Below are 25,003 nucleotides of genomic sequence, written 5' to 3'. Positions count from 1 at the left end.
CAGTTTAGAGGAGTCAGAGATAAGGCATTTTTTTTATACAGACTTACTAAGTTATATGCATAAAATGAAAATCCCTCAGGTTTTTACATTGATCCGAGAGAATGGGTCAGTCCGAAAACCCTGTTTGAGCTCCATACTATACCGGAATGAATAAATCTCATAAATCGATAGTAACTCAAATTCCCCTCCTTCCCGAAGGAGGAGATTTAAGATACTAACGACTTTTTAGTCGGCCCCAATAAAGATACTGCCTACTTTTAATTTGGCTTATTTCCGTACAAAAAAATAATCTGAAAACAACCGGGGTTTCGAACTGACCCGGAATCACCAGCCGGCCTTATAAGAATCACCTGCTTGATTTAATAATCAATGTTCCGTTTATTAATCTCTTCTGTACGTTAGATTAATGCCTTTTAATAGTAATAAAGACAGGTTTCATGTACATGGTCCCATCGGCTTACATACGTGAACCGACGGGATCATGTACGTAGTCCGAATGCTTCACGTACGTGAGACGAAAGCATATATCTGACAGAATTGATTAATCGGGCTTTGTCAGTGCATTAAATATACTGGCTTTAGCTGTAATACCTGCTATCTTAATATGTTTCGACGGGCGTCGGAGGATTACTTTAAAGGGCTCATGGGAAAAATCTCTTGCTAATCGCAAAAGAAGAGGGTGATTAGTGGGGATTATGGAGAATAAAACGATGCAAAAAGCAATTATTAAGTCGGGAATGGTGTTTTTTGTGTTGGGGAAACAAATGAGTCTGTTCTCTGCTTATGTGCTGATAATCAATATGGTAAAAGATTAATGGCCATAATGCAGCGTGATAAATGAATTTGTATAAATCCTATTATCACCTTATTATCACCACTTATTGTCACTTCAATCTTATTGATTTATAGTTGATTGACCGTAGAAAGTGATAAGTGACAATAGAATAGTGTGTTTGAAACGATAAGAGAGAAAAATGGAGATCAAACAAAAATACCGCTGTCCGGAGTATTAAACTTGGGCAGCGGTATTTGTTATAAAGTGATTCTTATGTTAGAACTTGAAGAAGTTCTTAGCATTGTTATAACTGATATCTTCAATCATCTGATTTACGCGGTCCATCTCAGATACCGGAATTTCTCCGTTCTCTACATCACGTCCTACCAAATTACACAAGGTACGGCGGAAGTATTCGTGACGTGGGTAAGAAAGGAATGAGCGGGAATCGGTTAGCATACCTACGAAACGGCTCAAAAGCCCTAGTACGGATAAAGCGTTCATTTGTTTTTCCATACCGTCCTTTTGATCGAGGAACCACCATCCGGAACCGAACTGAATCTTGCCGGCTATCGAACCATCCTGGAAGTTGCCCAGCATAGTGGCAATCACTTCGTTGGCGCAAGGATTCAGGTTGTAGAGGATTGTCTTAGTCAACTTACCGTTAACGTTCAGACGGTCGAGGAATTTAGACATCGCTTTGGCTGTTGTAAATTCGCCGATAGAGTCGAAGCCTGTATCAGGGCCCAGCAATTTGAACATCTTCGTATTGTTATTGCGGATAGCACCGTAGTGGAATTGCTGAGTCCAGCCTTTTTCCCAGTCCATTTCTCCGAAGATCACCAGCATCGCAGACTTGAATTTCAGAATTTCTTCTTTGGTCAATTCAGTTCCGCCATATACCTTATTAAATATGGCTTTGATTTCTGCATCGGTATAATCTTCTGCATAGAACTCTTCAATACCGTGGTCGGACAAACGGCAACCTTGTTCGGCAAAGAAGTCGTGACGCTTGCGAAGGGCGGCAATCATATCATCAAAATTGGAGATTGTCACACCACTCACTGCTGATAGCTTTTCTACATAAGCACGGAAGTCGGCAGGAACTTCTACCGCCATTGCCTTGTCAGGACGCCAGGTTGGCAACATCTTGATTTCAAAACCGCTTTCGCGTGTCTGTATATGATATTCCAGAGAATCAATCGGGTCGTCAGTAGTACATACTACCTCTACGTGATAGCGACGCATCATTCCGCGGGCCGAATATTCCGGTTGGGCCAGCTTCTCGTTGCATTCGTCATAAATCTCGCGTGCAGTTTTCGGGCTTAAAATCTTGTCGATGCCGAAAGCTGTCTTCAATTCCAGATGTGTCCAATGATACAATGGGTTGCGGAAAGTATAAGGAACTGTTTCAGCCCATTTTTCGAACTTTTCCCAATCTGTGGTATCTTTTCCTGTACAGTAGCGTTCGTCTACGCCATTGGTACGCATCGCACGCCATTTGTAATGGTCGCCGCCCAGCCAGATTTCAGTCAGTGACTTAAACTTGTAGTCGTCAGCTACCATTTGAGGAATTAAATGACAGTGGTAGTCAATAATCGGCATTTTAGCCGCATGCTCGTGATACAACTTCTGCGCAGTTTCTGTCTGCAGCAAGAAGTTTTCATCCATGAAGTTCTTCATTGTTACTGTGTTTTTAGTATATAAAATTATTACTTTCTGCATTTATACCTATATAGTATTGATTTTAAAGCTAATAGGTGTAAATCTTTGTTTTAGTTTTATTAACCGTTATCGAACACAAAAGTAGAAAATTTACTTGGAGTAACAAAATAATTCGTATATTTGCAGCGATTATTTATAATATTTAAGTTTTAGCACTATGGAGGACCAGAACTATACCATCAAAGACATTGCCCGTATGGCGGGTGTTTCCGCCGGCACGGTTGACAGAGTGCTGCACAATCGCGGTGACGTATCTCCCCAAAGCAAAGCTAAAGTACAAAAGGTATTGGACGAAATCCATTACCAGCCTAATGTATTTGCTATCGGACTGGCTGCCAAGAAGAAATATTCCTTTATCTGCCTGATACCTTATTATATAGAACATGACTACTGGCATTCGGTAGTGAGTGGCATCGAGCGGGCACGTCAGGAGTTGCGTCCTTTTAATGTGAGCGTGGATTATCTTTGTTACCGTCAAGGTGATAAGGAGAGTTATCAGGAAGTGTGCCGCAGGGTTGAAGAAAGCAATGTCGATGCCGTACTGATCGCTCCTAATTTCAGAACTGAAACACTGGCTTTGACGGACTATCTGCAAACTAAGAAAATAGCTTATGCCTTTGTTGACTTTAATATGGAGGAAGCGAATGTGCTGACCTATATCGGGCAAGATTCCTACAAAAGCGGATACATTGCCGCGAAGATATTGATGCGCAACTACCAGGCCGGAGAAGGACAGGAGCTGGTTTTGTTCTTGAGTAATAATAAGAATAGTCCGGCAGAAATACAGATGCAACGGCGTTTGGCAGGATTTATGAGCTATATCACCGAAGAGTATGAAAAGCTGGTGATCCATGAAGTTGTGCTGAACAAGTCCAATCAGGAAAACAACCGGAAGACATTGGATGAATTTTTCCGGCTGCATCCGAAAGCTACGCTTGGGGTGGTATTCAATTCCAGAGTGTACCAGTTAGGCGAATATCTCCGCACTTCGGGACGAAGCATGAAGGGGCTGATAGGGTATGACCTTTTGAAAGCGAATGTGGAACTGCTGAAATCCGGTGATGTGCATTATCTGATCGGGCAACGTCCGGGACTGCAAGGATATTGTGGAGTGAAAGCTCTGTGCGATCACGTCGTTTTTAAGAAGTCTGTCGATCCGGTGAAATACATGCCTATCGACATTATGATCAAAGAAAATATTGATTTCTATTTCGAATTTGTATAATATCAACTTTATAAATTACAACTAACATGAAAGCATTAAACAAAGAAACAGCTCCTAAAGTACAGCGTCCGGAGCGTATTATCCAATTTGGTGAAGGTAACTTTTTACGCGCATTCGTAGATTGGATTATTTATAACATGAACGAGAAGACTGACTTCAACAGCAGTGTGGTAGTGGTTCAACCCATTGATAAAGGAATGGTCGATATGCTGAACGCACAGGATGATCTGTATCATGTCAACCTTCAAGGACTGGATAAAGGAGAAGTGGTTAACAGCCTGACAATGATTGATGTAATCAGTCGTGCATTGAACCCTTATACGCAGAATGACGAATTCATGAAGCTGGCTGAGCAACCGGAAATGCGCTTTGTTATTTCGAATACTACAGAAGCCGGAATTGCTTTTGATCCGTCTTGTAAACTTGATGATGCTCCTGCTTCATCTTATCCCGGCAAACTGACTCAGCTGTTGTATCACCGTTTCAAAACGTTTAATGGCGACAAGACCAAGGGATTGATAATCTTCCCTTGCGAACTTATTTTCCTGAATGGTCACAAGCTGAAGGAAACGATCTATCAGTATATCGACCTGTGGAATCTTGGCAATGAATTCAAAACTTGGTTTGAAGAAGCTTGCGGAGTATATGCAACGCTGGTAGACCGTATCGTTCCGGGATTCCCCCGCAAGGATATCGATGCTATCAAAGAAAAGATACAGTATGACGATAACCTTGTTGTACAGGCTGAAATCTTCCATTTGTGGGTAATTGAAGCTCCGCAGGAAGTGGCTAAAGAATTCCCGGCTGATAAGGCAGGACTGAATGTATTGTTCGTACCGTCGGAAGCTCCTTATCACGAACGCAAAGTAACATTGCTCAATGGCCCTCATACTGTTCTTTCTCCGGTAGCGTACTTGTCGGGTGTGAATATTGTACGTGATGCTTGTCAGCATGAAGTAATCGGCAAGTACATCCACAAAGTGATGTTTGATGAACTGATGGAAACATTGAATCTTCCGAAAGATGAAGTGAAGAAGTTTGCAGAGGATGTATTGGAACGTTTTAACAATCCATTCGTCGATCATGCGGTAACAAGCATTATGCTGAACTCATTCCCGAAATATGAGACTCGTGATCTTCCGGGATTGAAGACTTATCTGGAACGCAAAGGCGAACTTCCGAAAGGATTGGTACTTGGATTGGCTGCTATTATCACTTATTATAAAGGTGGTGTGCGTGCGGATGGTGCTGAAATTGTGCCGAATGATGCTCCTGAAATCATGAACCTGTTGAAGGAACTCTGGGCTACCGGTTGCACGAAGAAGGTTGCGGAAGGTGTGCTGGCTGCAGAGTTTATCTGGGGTGAAGATCTGAATCAGGTTCCGGGACTGACAGAAGCTGTGAAGGCTGATCTGGACTCTATTCAGGAAAAAGGTATGCTTGAAACAGTAAAGGGGATTCTTTAATTAGTCATATCATATAATAATAGCGTCACTGTTGCTTGAACGGTGACGCTATTTTATTTTATCGGGGTGAGATAGCTTAATTATTCGGCTTCAGCAGTGTGAAGAATAAATGTAGTGGCTCCGATGGTTACGATTGCTCCGTCTTCCATACGGACACGGTCTTTATCTCCCAGAATTTCGTTCATAAGAAAGGTACCTGTAAGGCTGGGGGCATCCCGTAAGGTGTAGACAAGCTTTCCTTGCTTGTTGCGCTTTACATTGATGATGCAGTGTCTTCTGTCCATACTCATATCGCCGCTTTCAATCGGTGTATTGATAACGGTGCCTACGCAACGGCGGCCTATTACATTGTCGCCTTCTTGCAGCGGAAGCACTTGCTTGAAACCAAACACGTTTTCAATCACCGTAATATATCCGAATTCTTCTTTATGAGCTTCAGCTTCTTCTTCCAGATTCTCTTCCTTTCTCAGGGCTTTTACTTTACTCTTTCCCAGGCGGATGCTGAATTGTTTGCCGCAATGTTCGCATTCGAATACAAGCGATTGGCCTTCGCTGTATTTAGTTTCATCAAAAAAAAGGTAATTCTCACATTTAGGACAAAGAACTCGTTTCATGCTTTAAAAGGGGATTTATTTTGCCAGTAACCAGGCATTCTTATAAGTTTCGTTTTTTCTAAGTTCCAGCAATTGTCTGGTAGCTTCTTCGCGATTTTCAAAGGAACGGATGCTGACACGTATCTTGCCGTCACTGTTTAAGGCTTTCGCTTCGGCAAATCCTTTTGCCTTTAATTGTTCTGCCATTGCTTCAGCATCTTTCAAACCAATTCCCCCTGCTACAATAATATGGAAGGGATGGCTGGCTTGCGGTTGAACCGAAGGTGTTGCCGGAGTTGCCACTGCCGGTGTAGCCGGTGCTGTTTCCTGTTTAGCAACCTTGATTTCTTTTACGGCGATAGGTTTTGAAGTTCTAGGTTTATCTACGCTAACTTTCTTCGTCTGAGAAGTTGCTGCATTTTGGGGATTATGCTTGGCCACTACGGAGACAGGGGTTACTGCGACCGATTGTTTTTCGATTTGCTCAAAAAGCTCACCGGGTAACAGTTGGGCATAATTGTTTTTTTCTACATACGTGTTCTCTACAGGAGTCGAGAAAGCAAAGAACATAACGATAACGGCAATCATTGCCGCAGCATTACGAAGAAGGGTACGGCTGATGCTGATCTCGTATGTTTTCTTTTCTTTCGTCAGATTGGCTGGTACTAATACTCTTTCTTTCCGTTGTAGTGTAGAGAGCTCCCGCATTTCAAAAGAATCCAGTCCATATAAAGAAGGAGTGGTTATCTTATGGTCATAAGGAGTGAATTCGTAATTCCCGTAAATGTTATAGTGAATTTCACCCACATTTTCCAGATGGGCTTTTCCTTCTTCGTGAAGAAGCCCGATCAATGCGTCCACTTCTTTTTCTACCATGCGGGTGGCATCGGCAAAGCTGGTATCATGCGCAGACATATAGGACTGTACCAACACACCGTCGTTCAGTTTTAATTGAGAATTGAAACCGATGATACGTGTGGGAGGTAAAAAAAGATTTTCTTCTTTTACATAGGTTGCAGGAGCGTAGTGAGCTACGAATCCGCCAAAATTAGGAACGATTACGCAATCGTTCTCTAACAACAGAGCCTCTATGTGTTGTGCTAATTCAATCATAGTGCAAAATTAAGAGATTAATTGAATATATCCCAGAAAACTTCGAAAAAATCACTACTTTTGCACTGTTTTACTTATTACTACTAGCGATGAACTATATACAGACAGAAATAGATGGGGTGTGGCTGATAGAACCCAACGTTTATTCTGATGAGCGGGGCTACTTTATGGAAGCCTTTAAGAAAGATGAGTTTGAGGCGGAAATCGGTCCGGTAAACTTTGTGCAGGATAATGAATCAAAATCGTCTTTTGGTGTGTTGAGAGGACTGCACTATCAGAAAGGAGAATACAGTCAGGCTAAGCTGGTCCGTGTTCTGAAAGGAGAGGTGCTGGATGTGGCAGTCGATTTGCGCCGGTCGTCACCGACTTTTGGAAAACATGTCAGCGCGTTGCTCAGTGAAGAAAATAAAAGGCAGTTTTTTATTCCCCGTGGTTTTGCTCATGGCTTTGTGGTGTTGAGCGAAGAAGCTGTGTTTATGTATAAGGTAGACAATAAATATGCTCCGCAAGCGGAAGCGTCTATATTATATAATGATGAAACGTTGGCTATCGACTGGATGCTTGGGGAATCGCAACTGCTTTTGTCGCCCAAGGATAAAGAGGGGATGGCTTTCAGAGATGCTGTATATTTTGAATAAACTCTAACAAACGATAGATATGAAAATAGCGATTGTCGGAACCGGTTATGTTGGTTTGGTTACCGGAACATGTTTTGCTGAAATTGGTGTAAACGTAACTTGTGTAGATACGAATAGCGAAAAAATAGAATCTTTGCAGAAGGGAGTGATTCCAATCTATGAGAATGGACTGGAAGAAATGGTGCTTCGCAATGTAAAGGCAAAAAGACTGAAATTTACGACTTCACTGGAGAGTTGTCTCAATGATGTGGAAGTCATATTCAGTGCTGTCGGTACACCTCCGGACGAAGATGGTAGTGCTGATTTGAGCTATGTACTGGAAGTTGCCCGTACAATCGGTCGTCATATGAATCAGTATAAGTTGGTGGTGACGAAAAGCACGGTTCCTGTGGGTACTGCGCGCAGAGTTCGTGCTGCCATCCAGGAAGAACTGGATAAAAGAGGGGTTACCATTGAATTTGATGTGGCTTCCAATCCTGAATTTCTGAAAGAAGGAAATGCCATCAGTGACTTTATGAGTCCGGACCGTGTGGTAGTGGGAGTAGAGTCTGCCCGTGCGGAGAAGTTGATGTCGAAACTGTATAAGCCGTTTTTATTGAACAACTTCCGTGTTATTTTCATGGATATTCCATCAGCTGAGATGACGAAATATGCAGCTAACTCAATGTTGGCTACCCGTATCAGTTTTATGAATGACATCGCAAACTTGTGTGAATTGGTAGGTGCCGATGTGAATATGGTGCGTAGCGGTATTGGTTCTGATACCCGTATCGGACGTAAGTTTTTGTATCCGGGTATCGGATATGGCGGTTCCTGCTTCCCTAAAGACGTGAAGGCGCTGATAAAGACTGCCGAGCAAAATGGATATACGATGCGTGTACTTCGTGCAGTGGAAGAAGTAAATGAGGCGCAGAAAAGCGTGTTGTTTGATAAGTTGATGAAGCAGTTTAATGGTGAACTGAAAGGTAAGACCATTGCTTTGTGGGGATTGGCATTTAAGCCGGAAACGGATGATATGCGTGAGGCCCCGGGATTGGTCTTAATTGATAAACTTCTGAAGGCAGGCTGTCAGGTACGTGCATACGATCCTGCTGCAATGGATGAATGTAAACGCCGTATCGGTGATGTTATATATTACGCCCGTGATATGTATGATGCAGTGCTTGATGCCGATGTTTTGATGCTAATCACCGAATGGAAGGAATTTCGTCTGCCTTCTTGGGCTGTGGTCAAAAAGACTATGAATCAGCAGATTGTGTTGGACGGACGCAATATCTATGATAAAAAAGAAATGGAAGAGCTCGGATTTATTTATTCATGTATTGGTAAATAAGATAATTAGAGTATCTTTATACACAAAATTTAGACGAATGACAAAATTTGTAGCGATATCGTTAGTAGCGATCTTGCTCGCAGCATGCAATAGTAGTAAGAACCCGCACTCTTCCTCCAGGCAAGAGGAGGATTTGAGTGCGAAAGAACTGCTGCAAGGAATCTGGCTGGATGATGAGACTGAGAGCCCGTTGATGCGTATAGAAGGGGACACTATCTATTATGCAGATGCACAGAGCGCTCCTATTACATTTAAAATCATACGGGATACTCTTTATACTTATGGCAATGATACTACTTATTATAAGATTGATAAGCAGGGGGAACATATTTTCTGGTTTCACTCGATTACAGATAATATGATCAGATTGCATAAGTCGGAAGATCCTAATGATTCGCTGGCATTTGTCGGTCAGGAAATGATTATCCCTACATATACGGAGGTGACGAAACGTGATAGTGTTGTAAACTATAATGGCAACCGTTATCGTGCTTATGTGTATATCAATCCTTCTAAAATGAGGGTTGTCAAAACTATATATACCGAAGATGGCATTAGCATGGATAATGTGTACTACGATAATGTGATGCACATTTGCGTATATGAAGGCAAGAAAAGCTTGTTTGCCAGTGATATAACCAAACAGATGTTTGAAAATGTAGTTCCTGCAGATTTTCTGATACAGGCAATTTTGTCAGATACTAAGTTTGTAAAGGTAGACCGGAATGGTTTCCTTTATCAGGCTGTTTTATCCATTCCGGAAAGTTCTATTTACAGTATAGCAAATTTAACCGTCAGTTTTAGTGGTGAACTGGCTATTACACCGACTAAATAAAACGAGTGTTTTTTAGCTTCTTACGGGAGAAGAGGGACGGTTATTGTTTTTTCTTCCATTGTTGTTATTCCTTTTTCCTCCGAAGTTTCTTCTTTTAGAGTTATCACCTCTCTTATTATTGTAGGAACGGGGTTTATATTCCGGAGCTTCTCCTAATTCGGCAGGAACGGGAATTTTATATATTTCTTTTTCAAGGAAGTTCTCGATGGATTTGAAGTTACTTTGTTCTTTCTCACTGACAAAAGTAAGGGCTACTCCGTCATTATTGGCACGTGCCGTACGTCCGATGCGGTGTACATAGTCTTCGCTGTCATGCGGTACATCAAAATTGATAACCAGACGGATGTCGTCGATGTCGATACCACGGGCAACAATATCCGTAGCTACCAGAATATTGATTCTTCCTGCCTTGAATTCGTGCATGACAACCTCGCGTTGCGCTTGTTCAAGATCGGAATGCATTTCTCCTACATTCAGCTTCATCATTTTCAAGGCCTTTGTTACTTCTTTGACTTTGATTTTGGAGGAAGCGAAGATAATAACACGTTCGGGCACTTCGTCAGTGAAGAGACTGCGTATGATACCCAATTTCTGGTTCTCGTAACATACGTAGGCTGCCTGAATGATTTTGTCTGCCGGCCTTGAAACGGCAAGTTTGATTTCTGCCGGATTGTTCAGGATGGTTTTTGCCAGTTGCTGTATTTTGGCAGGCATAGTTGCCGAGAACATGATTGTCTGTCGTTCTTTCGGCAAGTATTTTACGATTTGCATGATATCTTCATAAAATCCCATATCAAGCATACGGTCTGCTTCGTCCAATATAAAATAAGAAACCTTGGAGAGGTCTACATATCCAAGGCTTAAATGGGCTATCAGTCGTCCGGGAGTAGCAATTACTACATCTGCGCCAAGTGTAAGTCCTTTTTTCTGTTGTTCGAAAAGAATGCCGTCATTTCCGCCGTATACGGCAACGCTCGATGCGGGCATAAAGTAGGAGAAGCCTTCCATCTGCTGGTCAATTTGCTGCGCCAATTCACGGGTAGGAGACATGATGACACAGTTGATAGCATCTTCAGGATGTCCTCCTTCAGATAATTTATTCAATATAGGCAACAGGAATGCCGCTGTTTTACCAGTGCCTGTCTGTGCAACTGCTATCAAATCTTTACCCTCTAGTATGATTGGAATTGCTTGCTCCTGTATAGGCGTGCACTCGTCAAATCGCATGGCGTCAAGTGCATCAAGCACATTTGCATTTAGTTCTAGTTCGGAAAACTTCATCACTTCTTTTTATTTGTCGACAAAGATAAAATAATTTTTGGTCTCAATTACATATTCAAATAAGAATCTTTGAATCCCAGGAAATAGAGCACTCCGTCAAGGCCGATCGTATTGATGGATTGTTTGGCATTTGCCACTACTTTGGGCTTGGCATGGAATGCAATTCCCAGTCCGGCGATTCCCAGCATAGGGAGGTCATTGGCACCATCTCCAACGGCTATCGTCTGGGCTATATCTACTTTTTCTACCTGAGCAATCAGACGGAGGAGTTCGGCTTTCCGTTTGCCATCCACTACATCTCCCAAATAACGTCCGGTTAATTTGCCGTCTATTATTTCCAGTTCGTTTGCATATACGTAGTCTATGCCGTATTTCTTTTGCAGGTACTGACCGAAATAAGTAAAACCTCCGGAGAGGATAGCAATTTTGTATCCATACTTTTTCAGTACATACATCAGGCGGTCTACGCCTTCCGTAATAGGAAGGCTTTCAGCTATTTCCTGCATGACAGATTCGTCCAGTCCCTTTAATAGGGCGACACGACGGGTGAAACTTTCGGTAAAATCTATTTCTCCACGCATAGCGCTTTCTGTGATTGCTTTTACTTCATCACCTACGCCTGCCCGGATAGCCAGCTCGTCAATTACTTCTGTTTCAATCAGAGTGGAGTCCATATCGAAGCAGATCAGACGGCGCATACGCCGGTACATATTATCCTGTTGGAAAGAAAAGTCCATTTCCTGTTCGCTTGCCAGTTGCATGAGCCGTTCCTGCATAGCGATACGGTCTTTGGGAGTACCGCGTACGGAGAACTCGATGCAAGCACGGGTCCGGGTATCTGTTTTATCTTCATCCAAAGGGATACGGCCCGTCAGACGCTTGATAGCATCAATGTTCAAGCCTTGTTCTGCTAATACGCGGGTGGCAGCAGAAATCTGGCGGGCAGAAAGTTTACGACCCAATACCGTCAGGATATAGCGGTTTTTTCCCTGCATTCCTACCCAGTTCTCATACTGATCGGTACCTATTGGTTCGAAACGAATGGTAACTCCCAATGAAGATGCCTTAAACAGCAACTCTTTCATAATGAACCCGGAATGTCTTTCTTCGCTTCTGAAGAGAATACCTAATGATAATGTATTATGAATGTCTGCCTGCCCGATATCGAGGATAGTAGCGTCGTACTTGGCAAGTATTTCAGTCACGGAAGCGGTAAGTCCCGGACGATCTTCGCCGGTGACTCGAATCAGAATCAATTCAGTATTTGATGGTTGCATAAGAAAATAGACTTTAACGCTGCAAAAGTAGGGAAAAAAGTTCGTTTTTATGCTAAATAACATAAAAAGTTACACCCAAAAAGTAAGAAAATTGCTTGTTTTTTTGGAAGTTAGTTTAATAATTACTTACCTTTGCACCCGGTTTCAAAATTAAAGGCACTGATAATCAGCGGATTCCTCTTCGCCTGATGCCTGAAAAGACAACGTTTCGGGAAGAAACCACTGTTTAAAGGACAGTCCCGGATAGTATTAACTAAAACCGAATTACATGAATTCTTATGTAAAATGGATTTTTGTTGTATTACTGATTTGTTCCTTGACCGCTTTCGTTGAGAAAGACAAACCTACCGGAGGTTTGAGTGAGGGTGACGTAGCCCCTGATTTTAAAATCGAATCTGCGTCGAATGAGCAACCGGCTTTTAAGTTGGGTAATTTGAAAGGTAAATATGTGTTGCTTAGTTTTTGGGCAAGTTATGACGCGCAATCCCGGACGCAAAACGTAAGTTTGAGCAATGTGCTTCGTTCTTCCCGTAATGTGGAAATGGTTTCAGTTTCGTTTGACGAATACCAGTCAATCTTTAAAGAAACCATTCGTAAGGACCAAATAGTTACGCCCACTTGTTTCGTGGAAACAGAAGGCGAGGACTCCGGATTATTTAAAAAGTACCGTTTGAATCGGGGGTTCACAAACTATTTATTGGATGGAAATGGTGTGATTATAGCCAAAAACATCTCTGCTGCAGATCTTTCTGCTTATGTAAGTGAGATTGGTTGACAGTCTCGAAAAAAGTAAGGAGAAAGAGGGATTTTCCGGATCACCGTTTGGTGACTAAAATGGAGAATAGACAAAAGAGGAAATGGATACAACAAAAAAGTTCCGCTTGCACTTGCCTTTGGCAAGGATAGGCGGAACTTCTATTTTATATCTATTGTGTAATCTCTGAATGCTATTTCTTTATTTAGGTGCTTTCTGGTACAGATAGAATGCGATGCCCGCATAGAGAATATTCGGAATCCAGACTGCGATTGCAGGAGGTACATTACCGTTGATGGCAAAGGTTGAAGTGATCGTCTGGAAAAGGATATAGGAGAAACTTAGTCCTAAACCGATGCCCAGATGAAGCCCCATGCCGCCCTTGGTTTTTCGCGACGAAAGGGAAACACCGATGATTGTCAGAATGAACGATGCGAATGACATTGCAATTCGTTTGTGATATTCTATCTCAAACTCTTTGATATTGGCAAATCCCCGCCGTTTCTGTTTTTCAATGTATTCGCTCAATTCCGGACTGGTCAGCATTTCCTGCTGGTTCTTCATAATCAGGAAGTCTGACGGGTCCATATTTATAATAGAATCAATTCGGTCTCCTTTAGTGATTTTCTCTTTTAGTCCGTCCAGTTCGCGTACCATATAGTCATGAATAGTCCATTTATTGACCGTTGTTGTATCGTAAGTGATTCGACGCGCCGTTAAATGGGAAACAAGTTTTTTGTCAACAAACTTATCCAATGAAAAACGATTGCCGGTTTTCATCCCGTCATTGTAATTATCTATATAGGCTATGACGCCACTGTCCACTTCCAGCTGTACATTTCGGACTGAGTTTACTTTCTTCGGCTTGATGTATTTATCCTCAAAATTCAGGCGGGTAACACTGCCTTTGGGAATGACGAACGAGCTCATCATGAACGTCGCTACAGCAATGATGGCGGCAGAGATCATATAAGGGCGCATCATTCTTTTAAAACTCATACCGGTGGAGAACATGGCTATAATTTCAGAGTTCTCTGCCAGCTTGGAGGTGAAAAAGATTACGGCGATGAATACGAACAGCGGACTGAACAGATTGGAGAAGTAGGGGATGAAGTTCATGTAGTATTCAAAGATGATCTTGTCCCAAGGAGCTTCATGCTCCATTAGCTTGTCCATCTTCTCGTTGAAGTCGAATACCACCGCAATTGAAATAATCAATGCGATGGCAAATACGTATGTCCCCAAGAACTTCTTGATGATATACCAATCCAGCCGTTTTATAAATCGATTGCTTTTCATTCTTTATAATCTTGTTGACACTCTTTTCACCATCATCGGCTTCCAGGTAGAGAAATCTCCGGCAATGATATGCTTCCGGGCTTCTCCTACCAGCCACAGGTAAAATGCCAGATTGTGTATGGAAGCAATTTGCATTGCCAGCAGCTCTTGTGCATGGAAAAGGTGACGTAAATATGCTTTGCTATATAGTGTGTCTACAGCGGAAGCTCCGTCTGCTTCGATAGGAGAGAAGTCTGTTTCCCATTTTTTGTTTCGCATGTTAATAATGCCGTCTTTGGTAAACAACATGCCATTTCGTCCGTTTCGGGTAGGCATCACACAATCGAACATATCCACTCCGCGCTCAATACCTTCAAGGATATTGACAGGAGTACCGACTCCCATCAGATACCGGGGCTTGTCTTTAGGAAGAATTTCGTTGACAACCTCTATCATTTCGTACATTTTATCTACCGGTTCGCCTACGGCTAAGCCACCGATTGCATTTCCATCCGCTCCTTTGGAGGCGACAAACTCTGCGGATTGTTTACGCAGATCTTGATAAACACATCCTTGCACGATAGGGAAGAGAGACTGGTGATAGCCATATTTCGGTTCGGTTTCGTTGAAACGCTGTATACAACGATCGAGCCATCTGTGTGTCAGTCCTAATGACTTTTTGGCATAGGCATAGTCCGAATCTCCCGGAGGACATTCGTCAAAAGCCATCATGATATCAGCACCAATCGTACGTTCTATATCCATCACCTTTTCCGGAGTAAAGATGTGCTTGCTTCCGTCAATGTGTGAACGAAATTCAGCTCCTTCTTCCCGAAGTTTTCGTATTCCTGCCAATGAGAATACCTGAAATCCTCCACTGTCGGTCAACATCGGACGATCGAAGCCATTGAAGCGATGCAGGCCACCTGCTTTTTCAATTACGTCCAATCCCGGACGCAAGTATAAATGATAGGTGTTGCCCAGAATGATCTGTGCCTGAATATCTTCTTTCAGTTCTGTGAGATGAACTCCTTTCACAGTGCCCAATGTTCCCACAGGCATGAAAATAGGTGTTTGTATCTGCCCGTGGTCCGTTGTTATCAGACCGGCACGGGCATTACTTTTAGTGTCTGTATATTGTAACTCAAATGTCATTCCTGGCTGGGTTTCTTTACAGATAAATCAATGGCATCCGCAACTTTTTCGTCTGTCAGTGCGATTGCGAATACTTCTTTTATGTCATTAACATAGTGGAATTGCAATCCTTTTAAATAAATGTCTTGAATCTCATCTATGTTCTTTTTATTTTCGGCACTCATGATGATTTCCTTGATTCCGGCACGTTTAGCGGCAAGAATCTTCTCTTTAATACCACCAACAGGGAGTACTTTGCCACGGAGAGTAATTTCTCCAGTCATGGCGAGATTAGCTTTCACTTTTCGCTGGGTCAAGGCAGAAGCTAAAGAAGTAGCCATCGTAATACCTGCTGACGGTCCGTCTTTGGGGATAGCACCTTCGGGCACATGGATATGTATATTCCAGTTGTCGAAGATATCTTCGTTTAAATTGAGGATAGAAGCATGTGCCTTAATGTATTCAAGTGCCAGCATGGCTGATTCCTTCATCACATCTCCCAAATTACCTGTTAATGTAAGTCGGGCACCTTTACCCCGGCTCAGACTCGTTTCTACAAAGAGTATTTCACCGCCAACAGCAGTCCATGCCAATCCGGTTACTACACCTGCGTACTCATTCCCCTGATATTTGTCGCGGGTATATTCCGGTGCTCCCAGAAATTCATACAAATCAGCCGGTTTAATTTCTGTTTTTGCAAAATAACCGTCTGTTGCATATTGGCGGGCTGATTTACGAAGGATCTTGCCGATTTTCTTTTCCAGTTCACGAACACCGCTTTCACGGGTATATGATTCAATAATTGCTTCCAAGGTATCTTTCGGAATCTTGATATCGGTCTTTTTAAGGCCGTTTGCTTCCAGCTCTTTTGGTAACAGGTGCTTACGGGCAATTTCTACTTTTTCTTCCGTGATATATCCGCTGACTTCAATCAACTCCATACGGTCGAGCAATGGTCCGGGAATTGTATTCAGATTGTTGGCCGTTGCAATAAACAGTACTTTGGAAAGATCATAATCTACATCCAGAAAGTTATCGTGGAATGAAGTATTCTGTTCCGGGTCAAGCACTTCCAATAAAGCTGACGACGGATCGCCTTGACGGTCAGCACTGACCTTGTCAATCTCGTCTAATATGAACACAGGGTTAGAGGCTCCTGCTTTAATCAGGCTCTTGATGATTCGTCCGGGCATAGCACCGATATAAGTTTTGCGGTGACCGCGAATTTCTGCTTCATCGTGTACGCCACCCAAAGACATACGAACATATTTCCGTTTCAGTGCCGATGCGATAGATTTTCCGAGGGATGTTTTACCGACTCCCGGAGGGCCATACAAACAGATGATTGGTGACTTCATATCACCTTTCAGTTTTAAGACAGCAAGGTGTTCCAAAATACGTTCTTTTACTTTTTCCAGTCCATAGTGGTCTTTATTCAACGTCTTTTCTGCATTCTTCAAATTCAGATTGTCTGTTGTATAAACTCCCCATGGCAGATTAAGCATGGTTTGCAGATAGTTAAGCTGTACGCTGAAGTCCGGTGATTGCGGATGTGTACGTTCCAGTTTAGCCAATTCTTTCAGGAAAGTCTCTCTGACTTCTGCATTCCAGTGCATCTTGACAGCTTTTAGACGCATCTCCTCTATTTCCTGTTCCTGACCGCTGCCGCCCAGTTCGTCCTGAATCGTTTTAATCTGTTGCTGGAGGAAATATTCGCGCTGTTGCTGATCGATATCCTCACGGGCACGCATTTGGATAGATGCCTTAATTTCTGCCAACTGTACTTCACGATTCAAGATTTCCAATAGATGATAAGTACGTTCTCTGAGTGAGTTGATACTTAATAAATCCATTTTTTCGTCTTTCTTGAATGGCAGGTTGGCGCAAATAAAATTAATGAGGAACATCGGATTGCTGATGTTCTTTATGGCAAATGACGAGTCCTGATGCATTTCTGATGATTTGATATAGCGCATCGTCAAGTCCTTGCATGTTTCTACCAGGGCTTGAAACTCTTTGTCGTCTTTGTTTGGGATATCTTCTTCCAGAAGTTCTACCTCACCCTTCAGATAAGGATGTGTATCTACGATCTCTTTCAAGCGCAGACGTTTCATTCCCTGAAGGATGACTGTTGTCGTTTGATCAGGCATTTCCAATACCCGTACAATTCGTCCAACAGTTCCGATGTTGTGTAAATCTTCCAGTTTAGGGTCTTCTGTGTGTGCCGATCTTTGGCAAATCACTGCAATATCTTTGTGTTTCTTTTCAGCTTCGCGAACGAGCTTCAATGAGGCTTTTCTACCTACCGTGATAGGTAAGAATACTCCGGGAAACAACACCATATTACGAAGGGGGAGAACCGGAAGGATATCACCGGATTTTATATTCACATCAAACGCATGTTCGTCATTGCCATCATAGTCAGTAATTAGCGAGAAGCCGTTCTCACCAACTTCTTCCTCCAATAAGTATCTTTCTTTCATCTTTTCGTTTTAATTTAGTTTATGTCATACATAATATGCATAAATCGTTTGCAAAGTTAATTGATTCTCTCTAATAATAAAGCACAGTGTGGAATAAAAACACAAAAACAATGCCAAATTTTCGGGCAGTAATGGATTTATTCCATAATAATTATTTATTTTTGACGGTTTTCAGCAAAGATCAGTAAAAAATAGGTTTTAGATGGCTAATAAAATGGCGAATCCTTTCTTTCAGTTTAAGCAGTTTACAGTGTGGCATGACAAATGTGCCATGAAGGTCGGTACGGATGGGGTGCTTTTAGGTGCATGGGCTTCTGTTCAGGATGCACATCGAATTCTGGATGTCGGTACTGGAACAGGATTGGTTGCTTTGATGCTAGCGCAACGTAGTTTGCCGGATGCGAAAGTTATTGCGCTGGAAATAGATGAAGCCGCTGCCCGACAGGCTAAAGAAAATGTGACCCGCTCTCTTTGGAAGGATAGGATAGAGGTGGTGAAGCAAGATTTTTTGTCCTATCAATCTTTGGACAAGTTTGATGTTGTAGTTTCCAATCCTCCTTACTTTGTGGATTCTCTCAGTTGTCCGGATCAGCAACGAAATATGGCGAGGCATAATAATTCCTTAACCTATGAGAAGTTATTGGAAAGAGTAGCTGATTTGTTGGCGGAAGAAGGTCTTTTTACAGTTGTAATACCCACAGATGTAGCTGATAGAGTAAGAACGATAGCGTCTGCACATAGTTTGCATGCAGTTCGTTCGCTTAATGTGATAACTAAACCGGGAGGTGCTCCCAAACGAACGCTAATTACTTTTTCTTTTCATGATCAAGAGTGCGTTGTTGAAGAATTATTAACGGAAGTTGCTCGTCATCAATATAGTGAAGAGTATATAGCACTGACTCGGGAATACTATTTAAATATGAAATGAAATCTTCAAATAGGAAGTGCTATTCCATATTAATTAATAGTTTATTGACACACAAATATCTGCTTTTCCGAACTGTCATAAAATGCTTCTTCTTCAAAATTTCCAAACTTATGAATAATTTTAAAACCATTCCAATCTAAGTATGTATCTAATTCTTGAGGGAAGAATAGTCTCATATCCAGATTTTGAATTGAATCAAATTTACCATTAATAAAATAATGCCATTCTATTCGATTGATCTGAGTTTTTCTTTCATATCGCATTAGCTGCTTTATCAATATCTCCCTTCCGTCCTTAGTTGTATATGCAGCAACTTCTATTTGCTTTTTTTCATGTTCAACGATATATTGAATGTTGGGATTAAAGCAATCTAGTAGAAACCGGCCTCCTGTTTTGAGATGTTTTTTAACGGTATTAAATGCCTTAAACAGATCTTCATTTAGATATAAATGATGGATTGAGTTAAAGGGAATAAATATGAGATCATATTTATTCTGCAAATCCAAAGTTCTGATATCAGCTTCAATAAACTCAATCTTTAATCCTGCTTCGGAGGCTTTCGCTTTCGCTTGTTCAAGCATAGAAAAAGTGTAATCTACTCCACTAATATTATAACCGTCTTCTGCTATTGGAATAGTAAGTCTGCCTGTACCGCAGCAAAGCTCAAGTATACGGGCATCTTTATTTTGGGGCATCCACCGCTTGTAAAATTGCAAATCATCTATGTGAGTATTCATTCCATCATAAATATTCGCATCATAAATTAGATCCCCAACTTTATAATTGCTGTTCATTTTATCATTTTAATTACGTACCGGGTTGATTATTAATATTCTCTTAATCTTGCAAAGATAGTCATTCATTTGGATATACGCATTTATTTCGTACTCAATCATTTCGCCGTTTGTTACGTTTGGAAGGACTCGTCCGGAGTCATTCATGTTTTCGGGCTGGATATAGTAGCTGGTGGGGCTATATACTGGGATTCTCTATTATGATAGATTCTAATTTTCATATTAGATGTTTCATCTTGTTTTATATGTCTTCCAGTTTGGAAAACGATTGCTTTAAATGTTGTCATACTGTTTTGATGTTTTTTAAAGGTTTAGAATCGCATTAAACAGCTTGAATCGAGGTAATTTGATAGGAGATTGCTTTAATTTCCCCTGAACGGATGCAAATAGAGAAACATGTTCAAAGATAGTTCAAAGAAATACCCTCTTTATTTGCCTCAAAACGGGGTGTATTTACATCTATTTTGCATAAACAAAAAAGCCAATACAAACTGTATTGGCTTAATGCTACTTGACTTTTCTTAACTTGAATTTTTCGTCGGGGTAGCGGGATTCGAACCCACGACCCCCTGCTCCCAAAGCAGGTGCGCTAACCGGACTGCGCTACACCCCGAAAACTTTTAACCGAACTCCCTCTTTTCTTTGTAGTCGGGGTAGCGGGATTCGAACCCACGACCCCCTGCTCCCAAAGCAGGTGCGCTAACCGGACTGCGCTACACCCCGCTACTTTTAAAGGGTTGTTCTTTTCAAAAGCGGTGCAAAGATAGGGAGTATTTTTTAATTATCAATAGCTAAGTGAATGTTTTTTATGGGTTAATTTACAATCGACTGAAATTCATCAGTTTGCAAGTTAACTTTTTTTCTTGGCAGAAATAAGAAGCATCATTGGACGTCGAAGTTCATCTTTCATTTCCGGGATAGTATCCAGCATAATCTTGCTCGGTTCCGGTTCTATTAATTCACATATCTCAAATCCGGTCTGAAGAAGGCTATTGATATAAGTAGTCAAGGTCTTATGATACTTGACAACTTCTTCGCCTAAAAAAACGGCAGTACGTTTGCCTTCATTGAAATAGCCGTCTACAGGCCAGTGAGCACGCTTTCCTTCTGGATCGTAGTACCAATCCTGATTACCATAGGCTGTGAATATCGGATGTTCTACTGAAAAGACAAAAGAGCCCCCTTTAGTAAGGCAACTGCTCACTTTGCGGCATATATTAATAAAAGATTCCAAATAGTGGAATGTCAATGAACTAATTACAATATCATAAGTCTCCGGTTGAAAATCGAAATCCTCAATAGCCATACATTTATATTCAATGAATGAGGAAGAATTTCTTTTCTGCGCTTCTTCCAACATTTTTTCGGAAATATCGATTCCGGTCACGTTTTTTGCTCCATGCTCAATAGCATAGATGCAATGCCAACCGAATCCACAACCTAGATCCAGTATTCTTTTACCGGTGAAATCCGGTAACATTTTCTGTAATATATGCCATTCTCCGGCACCTTTCAATCCTTCTACAGAGCGGGACATTTGAGCATATTGACTGAAGAAACGATCATCGTCATATTTATTTTCTTTCATAACTTACATGAGGATTATATTAGATGGACAAATATATGCATTTGTGCGATTATTGGTATGAATTAACTGAAAATAAAATCAGATAGGATGAACTATCCTTTGCTATTTTCTGTTTTCAAAGTAGAAAACTAAAAATAAAAAAGCCATATGAAAACAAAAAAGCAAAAAGAAACGAATGAAAAAGAAATCCCTTTGTTAGAACAAAAAGGATATGAAAGAATGGTCAATGAGATCGTTCCGGTTCAACAAGTGGAAGCTTATCGAAAACCAACTCAGAAAGCGGTAAAAGAAGCTGTGAAGGAATTGAATCCTGATACAAATAGTTTGGGTAGCAGAGGATGATTGAATCCTTTGCTATTTTAATTAAATTAGCGGACCTAATAAATATTCGGGCTAATACCGGATTCAGATTAGGTTTATTTGTTTAGTGAAAAACGGTCATACTGAAAAAAAGAATATTTAAACAGACAGTAAAGGCTATAATTGCACCTGGTTATAAACTAAGAATCAATAAACGCCTGCATTTTCAAGTATCAAAGTACACATTTGTATCTATTGTGTAATTTGTAGATCAGATAGAGATGCTCTTTTCTGATTGTTAATCATTCAGATGATTGAAATACTGAATGACAATCATTATGCTACTTTTCATATGTCCTGTAATTCTGATGACTTAGATGAGAATAAGCCTTAGATTGCCTTTTTATCTCTTTTTTATCAAGAAAAAATAGCTTCCTCACCGAGGAAGCAAGCGTTGGTTTTAAACCAACGAGGTGTTCCTTTTAAACCAACAAGCACATTAGTCGTACAACATAGTGCATATATTAACCTGTTTTATACAATATCAGTCTGTGTTTTTGCATATTATTGCATTTGTTTATGCAGTTTGTTTTTTGGTTCATAGCTTTTAGCGCAACCTTTTTTCAATGTAATCTTAAAAATAGCACATCATGTTACCAATATCCATAACTCTTATTTGGGAAAAGTGAGGATAAAGCTGCTTCCTTTGCCTACTTCCGATTTTACATTGATACTTCCTTCATGTAGAGTCATTATTTGCTTACATAAACTTAATCCGATACCCGAACCGGATGTTTTGGTAGTAAAGAAAGGAACAAATATTTTATCCAGCACATCGGGCAGAATGCCTTCTCCATTGTCAGATATCGTTAATGCAGTGTTTCCGGCAGAGAGTTTTTTTACTTTTACCTGAATATTTTTATCAAGTTTCCGATTACATGCTTCGCGAGCGTTCTTCAGCAGATTGATAAGAACTTGTTCTATTTGTGTCCGGTCTGCATTTAATTTCAATTCGGGTGAGGGAGCTTCAAACTGAAACTCTTCTTCCGGAAATAACTTTTTTAAGTCCGTGAATAATTCTGCAACAGAAATCTGTGTGCGGATAGGAGTAGGGATTCGTGTCAGGCGGCGATAGTTCTCTACAAATTCCAGTAATCCTTTACTTCTCCTGTGAATGGTCTGCATGGCTTGCAGCATAACAGAATATTCTTTCTCTCCGGGTTGGCTGGGAATTCCTCTTTCACTTAATGTTTCTGAAAGTGAGATGATAGGTGTGATAGAGTTCATGATTTCATGAGTCAGTACACGTATTAGCTTTTGCCAGGCCTCCATTTCATTGCGTTCCAGTACCGAATGAATATTTTTTAAGCTGATCAACTGCTGTTCTCTTCCTTGAGTGGCAAATGTGGTACATGAGACGGCCATTTCCAGCACAGTATTATTCTGTTCGATACGAATAACTGGTGTATCACTGGTAGCAGAAGCTTTCAGTAAACTCTCCGGTAACTGCGATATTTGTCCTAAATGAGTGACGGCTGCCTGATTCATCCATTCTATATGCCCGGCTTTGTCGGCAACAAGTACTGCCGTATCTACCTTATTCAATAAGTTTTCGTAGTATTGGTGTTTAATCTCTTCTGCCAGTAACTTTCCCCGAAAGTCTTTTAAAGTATCCGAAAGTTCCTCCGCCCATTCATTCATTATTTTATTTTTGAAAGGCGGGTGAAAAGTTTGCATCATATCATTATAGCGAAGTCCGTCTGTCAGCCGTCGCAAAAGAGCAATTTGTTTGAACTGCATGCGGTAGAGATGCACGGCGGTAATTATCAGCAATATCATGCAAATAGTAGTACTGAACCATAACTGTTTTTGAAATAACAGATAGCTACCGATAGAAAGCAATACTATCAATAAAATGTGTAAAACCACTCTGATTGCAAATCGTTTCATAAGCCTAGTTTTTCAAGTTTGCGATATAAGGCAAAACGGGTAATACCTAAATATTCGGCAGCACGGGAAATATTCCCTTCACTAAGTTTCATGGCTTTTTCAATGGTTTGTCGTTCAATTTGTTCCAGGTTCAAAACGGTCTCTTCCTCCTTCTTTTGTTTGGGGGTAGCGTGGAATTGGAAGTTTTCGGGTTTTAATAAAGAACCGTCTCCCAAGATTACTACACGTTCCATCGTATGTTGCAACTCCCGCACATTGCCTGGCCATGTATATTTCAGCAGTTTGTTTTTGGCTTCTCGTGTCAGACCGCGCATTTCCTTTTTATATTTGCGTGCGTAGCGGTCCAGAAAATATTCGGCGAGCAGAATAACATCATTTCCACGTTCGCGTAGCGGTGGGATATGTATTTCAATTGTATTAATACGGTATAGTAAGTCCTGACGGAAGCTTCCTTCATCTACCATGCGGCGAATGTCTGCATTTGTGGCACAAATCAGGCGGACATCAATAGGCACGGCTTGTGTACTTCCCAAACGGCTGATCTGGCGCTTTTCGATAGCTGTAAGCAGCTTCGACTGCATGGGAAGTGAAAGATTGCCGATTTCATCCAAAAATAAAGTGCCATTGGTGGCCACCTCCATCCGGCCAGCCTTTGACTTTTTGGCATCGGTGAAAGCGCCTTTTTCAAATCCGAATAGTTCGCTTTCGAATAATTGTTCGGGGATACTTCCCAGGTCGATGGTTACAAATGGCTTGCCGTATCGCGGTGAACAGCGGTACAGGAGTCTGGCAATTACGTCTTTGCCGGTTCCGTTTTCGCCCAGAATCAGAATGTTGGCATCCGTGTTGCTTAGCTTGTTGATGGTTGTGAAGACTTCCTGCATAGCGGGAGATTCGCCGATAATATCTCCTTCCGGAGAACTTTGACCGCTGAGTACTTCTACTTGTTCTTTTAAGATAGTAACTTCTCGCTGAGATTGACGCAACCGTATACCGGAGGTTAACGTTGCCAATAGTTTTTCTTTTTCCCACGGCTTGGGAATAAAATCTGTCGCACCGGCTTTAATCGCTCGTACAGCTTTATCCGTATCTGCGTATGCTGTCATAAAAATGACAATAGCTTGCGGATCGATTAGCAATATTTGTTTCAAACTTTCAAACCCTTCCTGTCCGCTAATAGCATCGCGGCTGAAATTCATATCCAATAAAATAAGATCGGGCTGGAAGGTCGTCATAAAATGTTCGATACGGTCGGGAGTAGTGGCTACTTTTATCTTTTCCGTATAAGGCTCCAGCAACAGGTTAAGAGCGAAGAGTACATCTTCGTTGTCGTCTACTATAAGTATCTTACCTAATTTGTTTACTTCTTCCATATCTCAGTAATCTGTTAGATTCGTCGTTTTTCATTCATACTTTTGATGGATGTTATGTTCCAAGGGCAAAGATATAGATAATAATCATGTGCTGTATGTGCGATTGCGCACTAAATTTGTGCGTATCTGCACACATGTTGTTATGACTGTTAAATCGTAT

At 41.3% G+C, this 25,003-nt stretch carries 20 protein-coding genes and 2 tRNA genes; 8 read left to right on the top strand and 14 right to left on the bottom strand.

The annotated features are described in order from the left end of the window. Window positions 1-1,051 precede the first annotated feature (1,051 nt). Entirely contained in the window at window positions 1,052-2,458 is a 1,407-nt protein-coding gene (gene uxaC / locus BLW31_RS11570) for a glucuronate isomerase (protein WP_010538066.1), read from the bottom strand. Between the two features lie 199 nt (window positions 2,459-2,657). Here uxaC and BLW31_RS11565 point away from each other — a divergent pair, with 199 nt between their 5' ends. Together BLW31_RS11565 and BLW31_RS11560 are read left to right on the top strand one after the other, a co-directional pair. Next, window positions 2,658-3,725: a LacI family DNA-binding transcriptional regulator gene (locus BLW31_RS11565; protein WP_010538065.1), complete on the top strand. Its 1,068-nt coding sequence runs from the start codon at window positions 2,658-2,660 to the stop codon at window positions 3,723-3,725. Window positions 3,726-3,751: 26 nt separating this feature from the next. Beyond that, entirely contained in the window at window positions 3,752-5,191 is a 1,440-nt protein-coding gene (locus BLW31_RS11560) for a tagaturonate reductase (protein ID WP_010538064.1), read from the top strand. A gap of 80 nt (window positions 5,192-5,271) precedes the next feature. Here BLW31_RS11560 and BLW31_RS11555 read toward each other — a convergent pair whose 3' ends face one another. Together BLW31_RS11555 and BLW31_RS11550 are read right to left on the bottom strand one after the other, a co-directional pair. Next, window positions 5,272-5,805: an FHA domain-containing protein gene (locus BLW31_RS11555; RefSeq protein WP_008765683.1), complete on the bottom strand. Its 534-nt coding sequence runs from the start codon at window positions 5,803-5,805 to the stop codon at window positions 5,272-5,274. 15 nt (window positions 5,806-5,820) lie between these two features. Then, window positions 5,821-6,897, bottom strand: coding sequence for an HU domain-containing protein (locus BLW31_RS11550; RefSeq protein ID WP_010538063.1), 1,077 nt, complete (start codon window positions 6,895-6,897; stop codon window positions 5,821-5,823). 89 nt (window positions 6,898-6,986) lie between these two features. Between BLW31_RS11550 and rfbC the strand changes: the two genes are divergently transcribed. Genes rfbC through BLW31_RS11535 form a run of 3 tightly spaced genes read left to right on the top strand, consistent with a single transcriptional unit; the run spans window position 6,987 to window position 9,703 of the window. Beyond that, window positions 6,987-7,535, top strand: a complete 549-nt coding sequence (rfbC, locus tag BLW31_RS11545; protein WP_010538062.1) for a dTDP-4-dehydrorhamnose 3,5-epimerase — start codon at window positions 6,987-6,989, stop codon at window positions 7,533-7,535. Window positions 7,536-7,554: 19 nt separating this feature from the next. Continuing rightward, entirely contained in the window at window positions 7,555-8,868 is a 1,314-nt protein-coding gene (locus BLW31_RS11540) for a UDP-glucose dehydrogenase family protein (RefSeq protein ID WP_010538061.1), read from the top strand. Between the two features lie 37 nt (window positions 8,869-8,905). Beyond that, window positions 8,906-9,703: a DUF4738 domain-containing protein gene (locus tag BLW31_RS11535; protein WP_010538060.1), complete on the top strand. Its 798-nt coding sequence runs from the start codon at window positions 8,906-8,908 to the stop codon at window positions 9,701-9,703. A 12-nt stretch (window positions 9,704-9,715) separates the two neighbouring features. On the opposite strand, the gene BLW31_RS11530 is transcribed toward BLW31_RS11535, so the two are convergent. Then, the gene (locus tag BLW31_RS11530; RefSeq protein WP_010538059.1) at window positions 9,716-10,984 is read right to left on the bottom strand and encodes a DEAD/DEAH box helicase; all 1,269 of its coding nucleotides are present in this window, start codon (window positions 10,982-10,984) and stop codon (window positions 9,716-9,718) included. A 47-nt stretch (window positions 10,985-11,031) separates the two neighbouring features. Beyond that, entirely contained in the window at window positions 11,032-12,261 is a 1,230-nt protein-coding gene (gene serB, locus BLW31_RS11525) for a phosphoserine phosphatase SerB (protein ID WP_010538058.1), read from the bottom strand. A 268-nt stretch (window positions 12,262-12,529) separates the two neighbouring features. On the opposite strand from serB, the gene BLW31_RS11515 reads away from it, so the two are divergent. Then, a complete protein-coding gene (locus BLW31_RS11515) occupies window positions 12,530-13,036 on the top strand; it encodes a redoxin domain-containing protein (RefSeq protein ID WP_010538057.1) in 507 nt (168 codons plus the stop codon). Between the two features lie 180 nt (window positions 13,037-13,216). Here BLW31_RS11515 and BLW31_RS11510 read toward each other — a convergent pair whose 3' ends face one another. Genes BLW31_RS11510 through lon form a run of 3 tightly spaced genes read right to left on the bottom strand, consistent with a single transcriptional unit; the run spans window position 13,217 to window position 17,910 of the window. After that, on the bottom strand, window positions 13,217-14,314 hold the full coding sequence (locus BLW31_RS11510; protein WP_010538056.1) for an LptF/LptG family permease: 1,098 nt from the start codon (window positions 14,312-14,314) through the stop codon (window positions 13,217-13,219). Between the two features lie 3 nt (window positions 14,315-14,317). Further along, on the bottom strand, window positions 14,318-15,448 hold the full coding sequence (gene tgt / locus BLW31_RS11505; RefSeq protein ID WP_010538055.1) for a tRNA guanosine(34) transglycosylase Tgt: 1,131 nt from the start codon (window positions 15,446-15,448) through the stop codon (window positions 14,318-14,320). Further along, entirely contained in the window at window positions 15,445-17,910 is a 2,466-nt protein-coding gene (gene lon, locus BLW31_RS11500) for an endopeptidase La (protein WP_010538054.1), read from the bottom strand. Before lon ends, tgt begins: the two co-directional genes overlap by 4 nt. Window positions 17,911-18,124: 214 nt before the next feature. On the opposite strand from lon, the gene BLW31_RS11495 reads away from it, so the two are divergent. Next, window positions 18,125-18,838, top strand: a complete 714-nt coding sequence (locus tag BLW31_RS11495; RefSeq protein ID WP_029425552.1) for a tRNA1(Val) (adenine(37)-N6)-methyltransferase — start codon at window positions 18,125-18,127, stop codon at window positions 18,836-18,838. A 41-nt stretch (window positions 18,839-18,879) separates the two neighbouring features. Here BLW31_RS11495 and BLW31_RS11490 read toward each other — a convergent pair whose 3' ends face one another. The 4 genes from BLW31_RS11490 to BLW31_RS11470 form a co-directional block, all read right to left on the bottom strand. Next, window positions 18,880-19,632: a class I SAM-dependent methyltransferase gene (locus tag BLW31_RS11490; RefSeq protein WP_010538052.1), complete on the bottom strand. Its 753-nt coding sequence runs from the start codon at window positions 19,630-19,632 to the stop codon at window positions 18,880-18,882. A gap of 538 nt (window positions 19,633-20,170) precedes the next feature. Then, window positions 20,171-20,245 (bottom strand) — tRNA-Pro (locus tag BLW31_RS11480). 35 nt (window positions 20,246-20,280) lie between these two features. Beyond that, window positions 20,281-20,355 (bottom strand) — tRNA-Pro (locus BLW31_RS11475). A 127-nt stretch (window positions 20,356-20,482) separates the two neighbouring features. Next, a complete protein-coding gene (locus BLW31_RS11470; RefSeq protein ID WP_010538051.1) occupies window positions 20,483-21,220 on the bottom strand; it encodes a class I SAM-dependent methyltransferase in 738 nt (245 codons plus the stop codon). Window positions 21,221-21,367: 147 nt separating this feature from the next. Here BLW31_RS11470 and BLW31_RS11465 point away from each other — a divergent pair, with 147 nt between their 5' ends. Then, window positions 21,368-21,562, top strand: a complete 195-nt coding sequence (locus BLW31_RS11465; protein ID WP_010538050.1) for a hypothetical protein — start codon at window positions 21,368-21,370, stop codon at window positions 21,560-21,562. Between the two features lie 630 nt (window positions 21,563-22,192). Here the strand turns inward: BLW31_RS11465 and BLW31_RS11460 are convergent. Beyond that, a complete protein-coding gene (locus tag BLW31_RS11460; RefSeq protein ID WP_010538049.1) occupies window positions 22,193-23,470 on the bottom strand; it encodes a sensor histidine kinase in 1,278 nt (425 codons plus the stop codon). Next, window positions 23,467-24,843 carry a sigma-54-dependent transcriptional regulator gene (locus BLW31_RS11455; RefSeq protein WP_010538048.1) on the bottom strand — a complete coding sequence of 459 codons (1,377 nt, stop codon included), beginning with the start codon at window positions 24,841-24,843 and terminating at the stop codon, window positions 23,467-23,469. Before BLW31_RS11455 ends, BLW31_RS11460 begins: the two co-directional genes overlap by 4 nt. Window positions 24,844-25,003: the final 160 nt, after the last annotated feature.

The sequence above is a fragment of the Bacteroides faecis MAJ27 genome (assembly GCF_900106755.1).
Classification (GTDB): domain Bacteria; phylum Bacteroidota; class Bacteroidia; order Bacteroidales; family Bacteroidaceae; genus Bacteroides; species Bacteroides faecis.
This window is presented reverse-complemented; position numbering and strand designations above follow the sequence as displayed.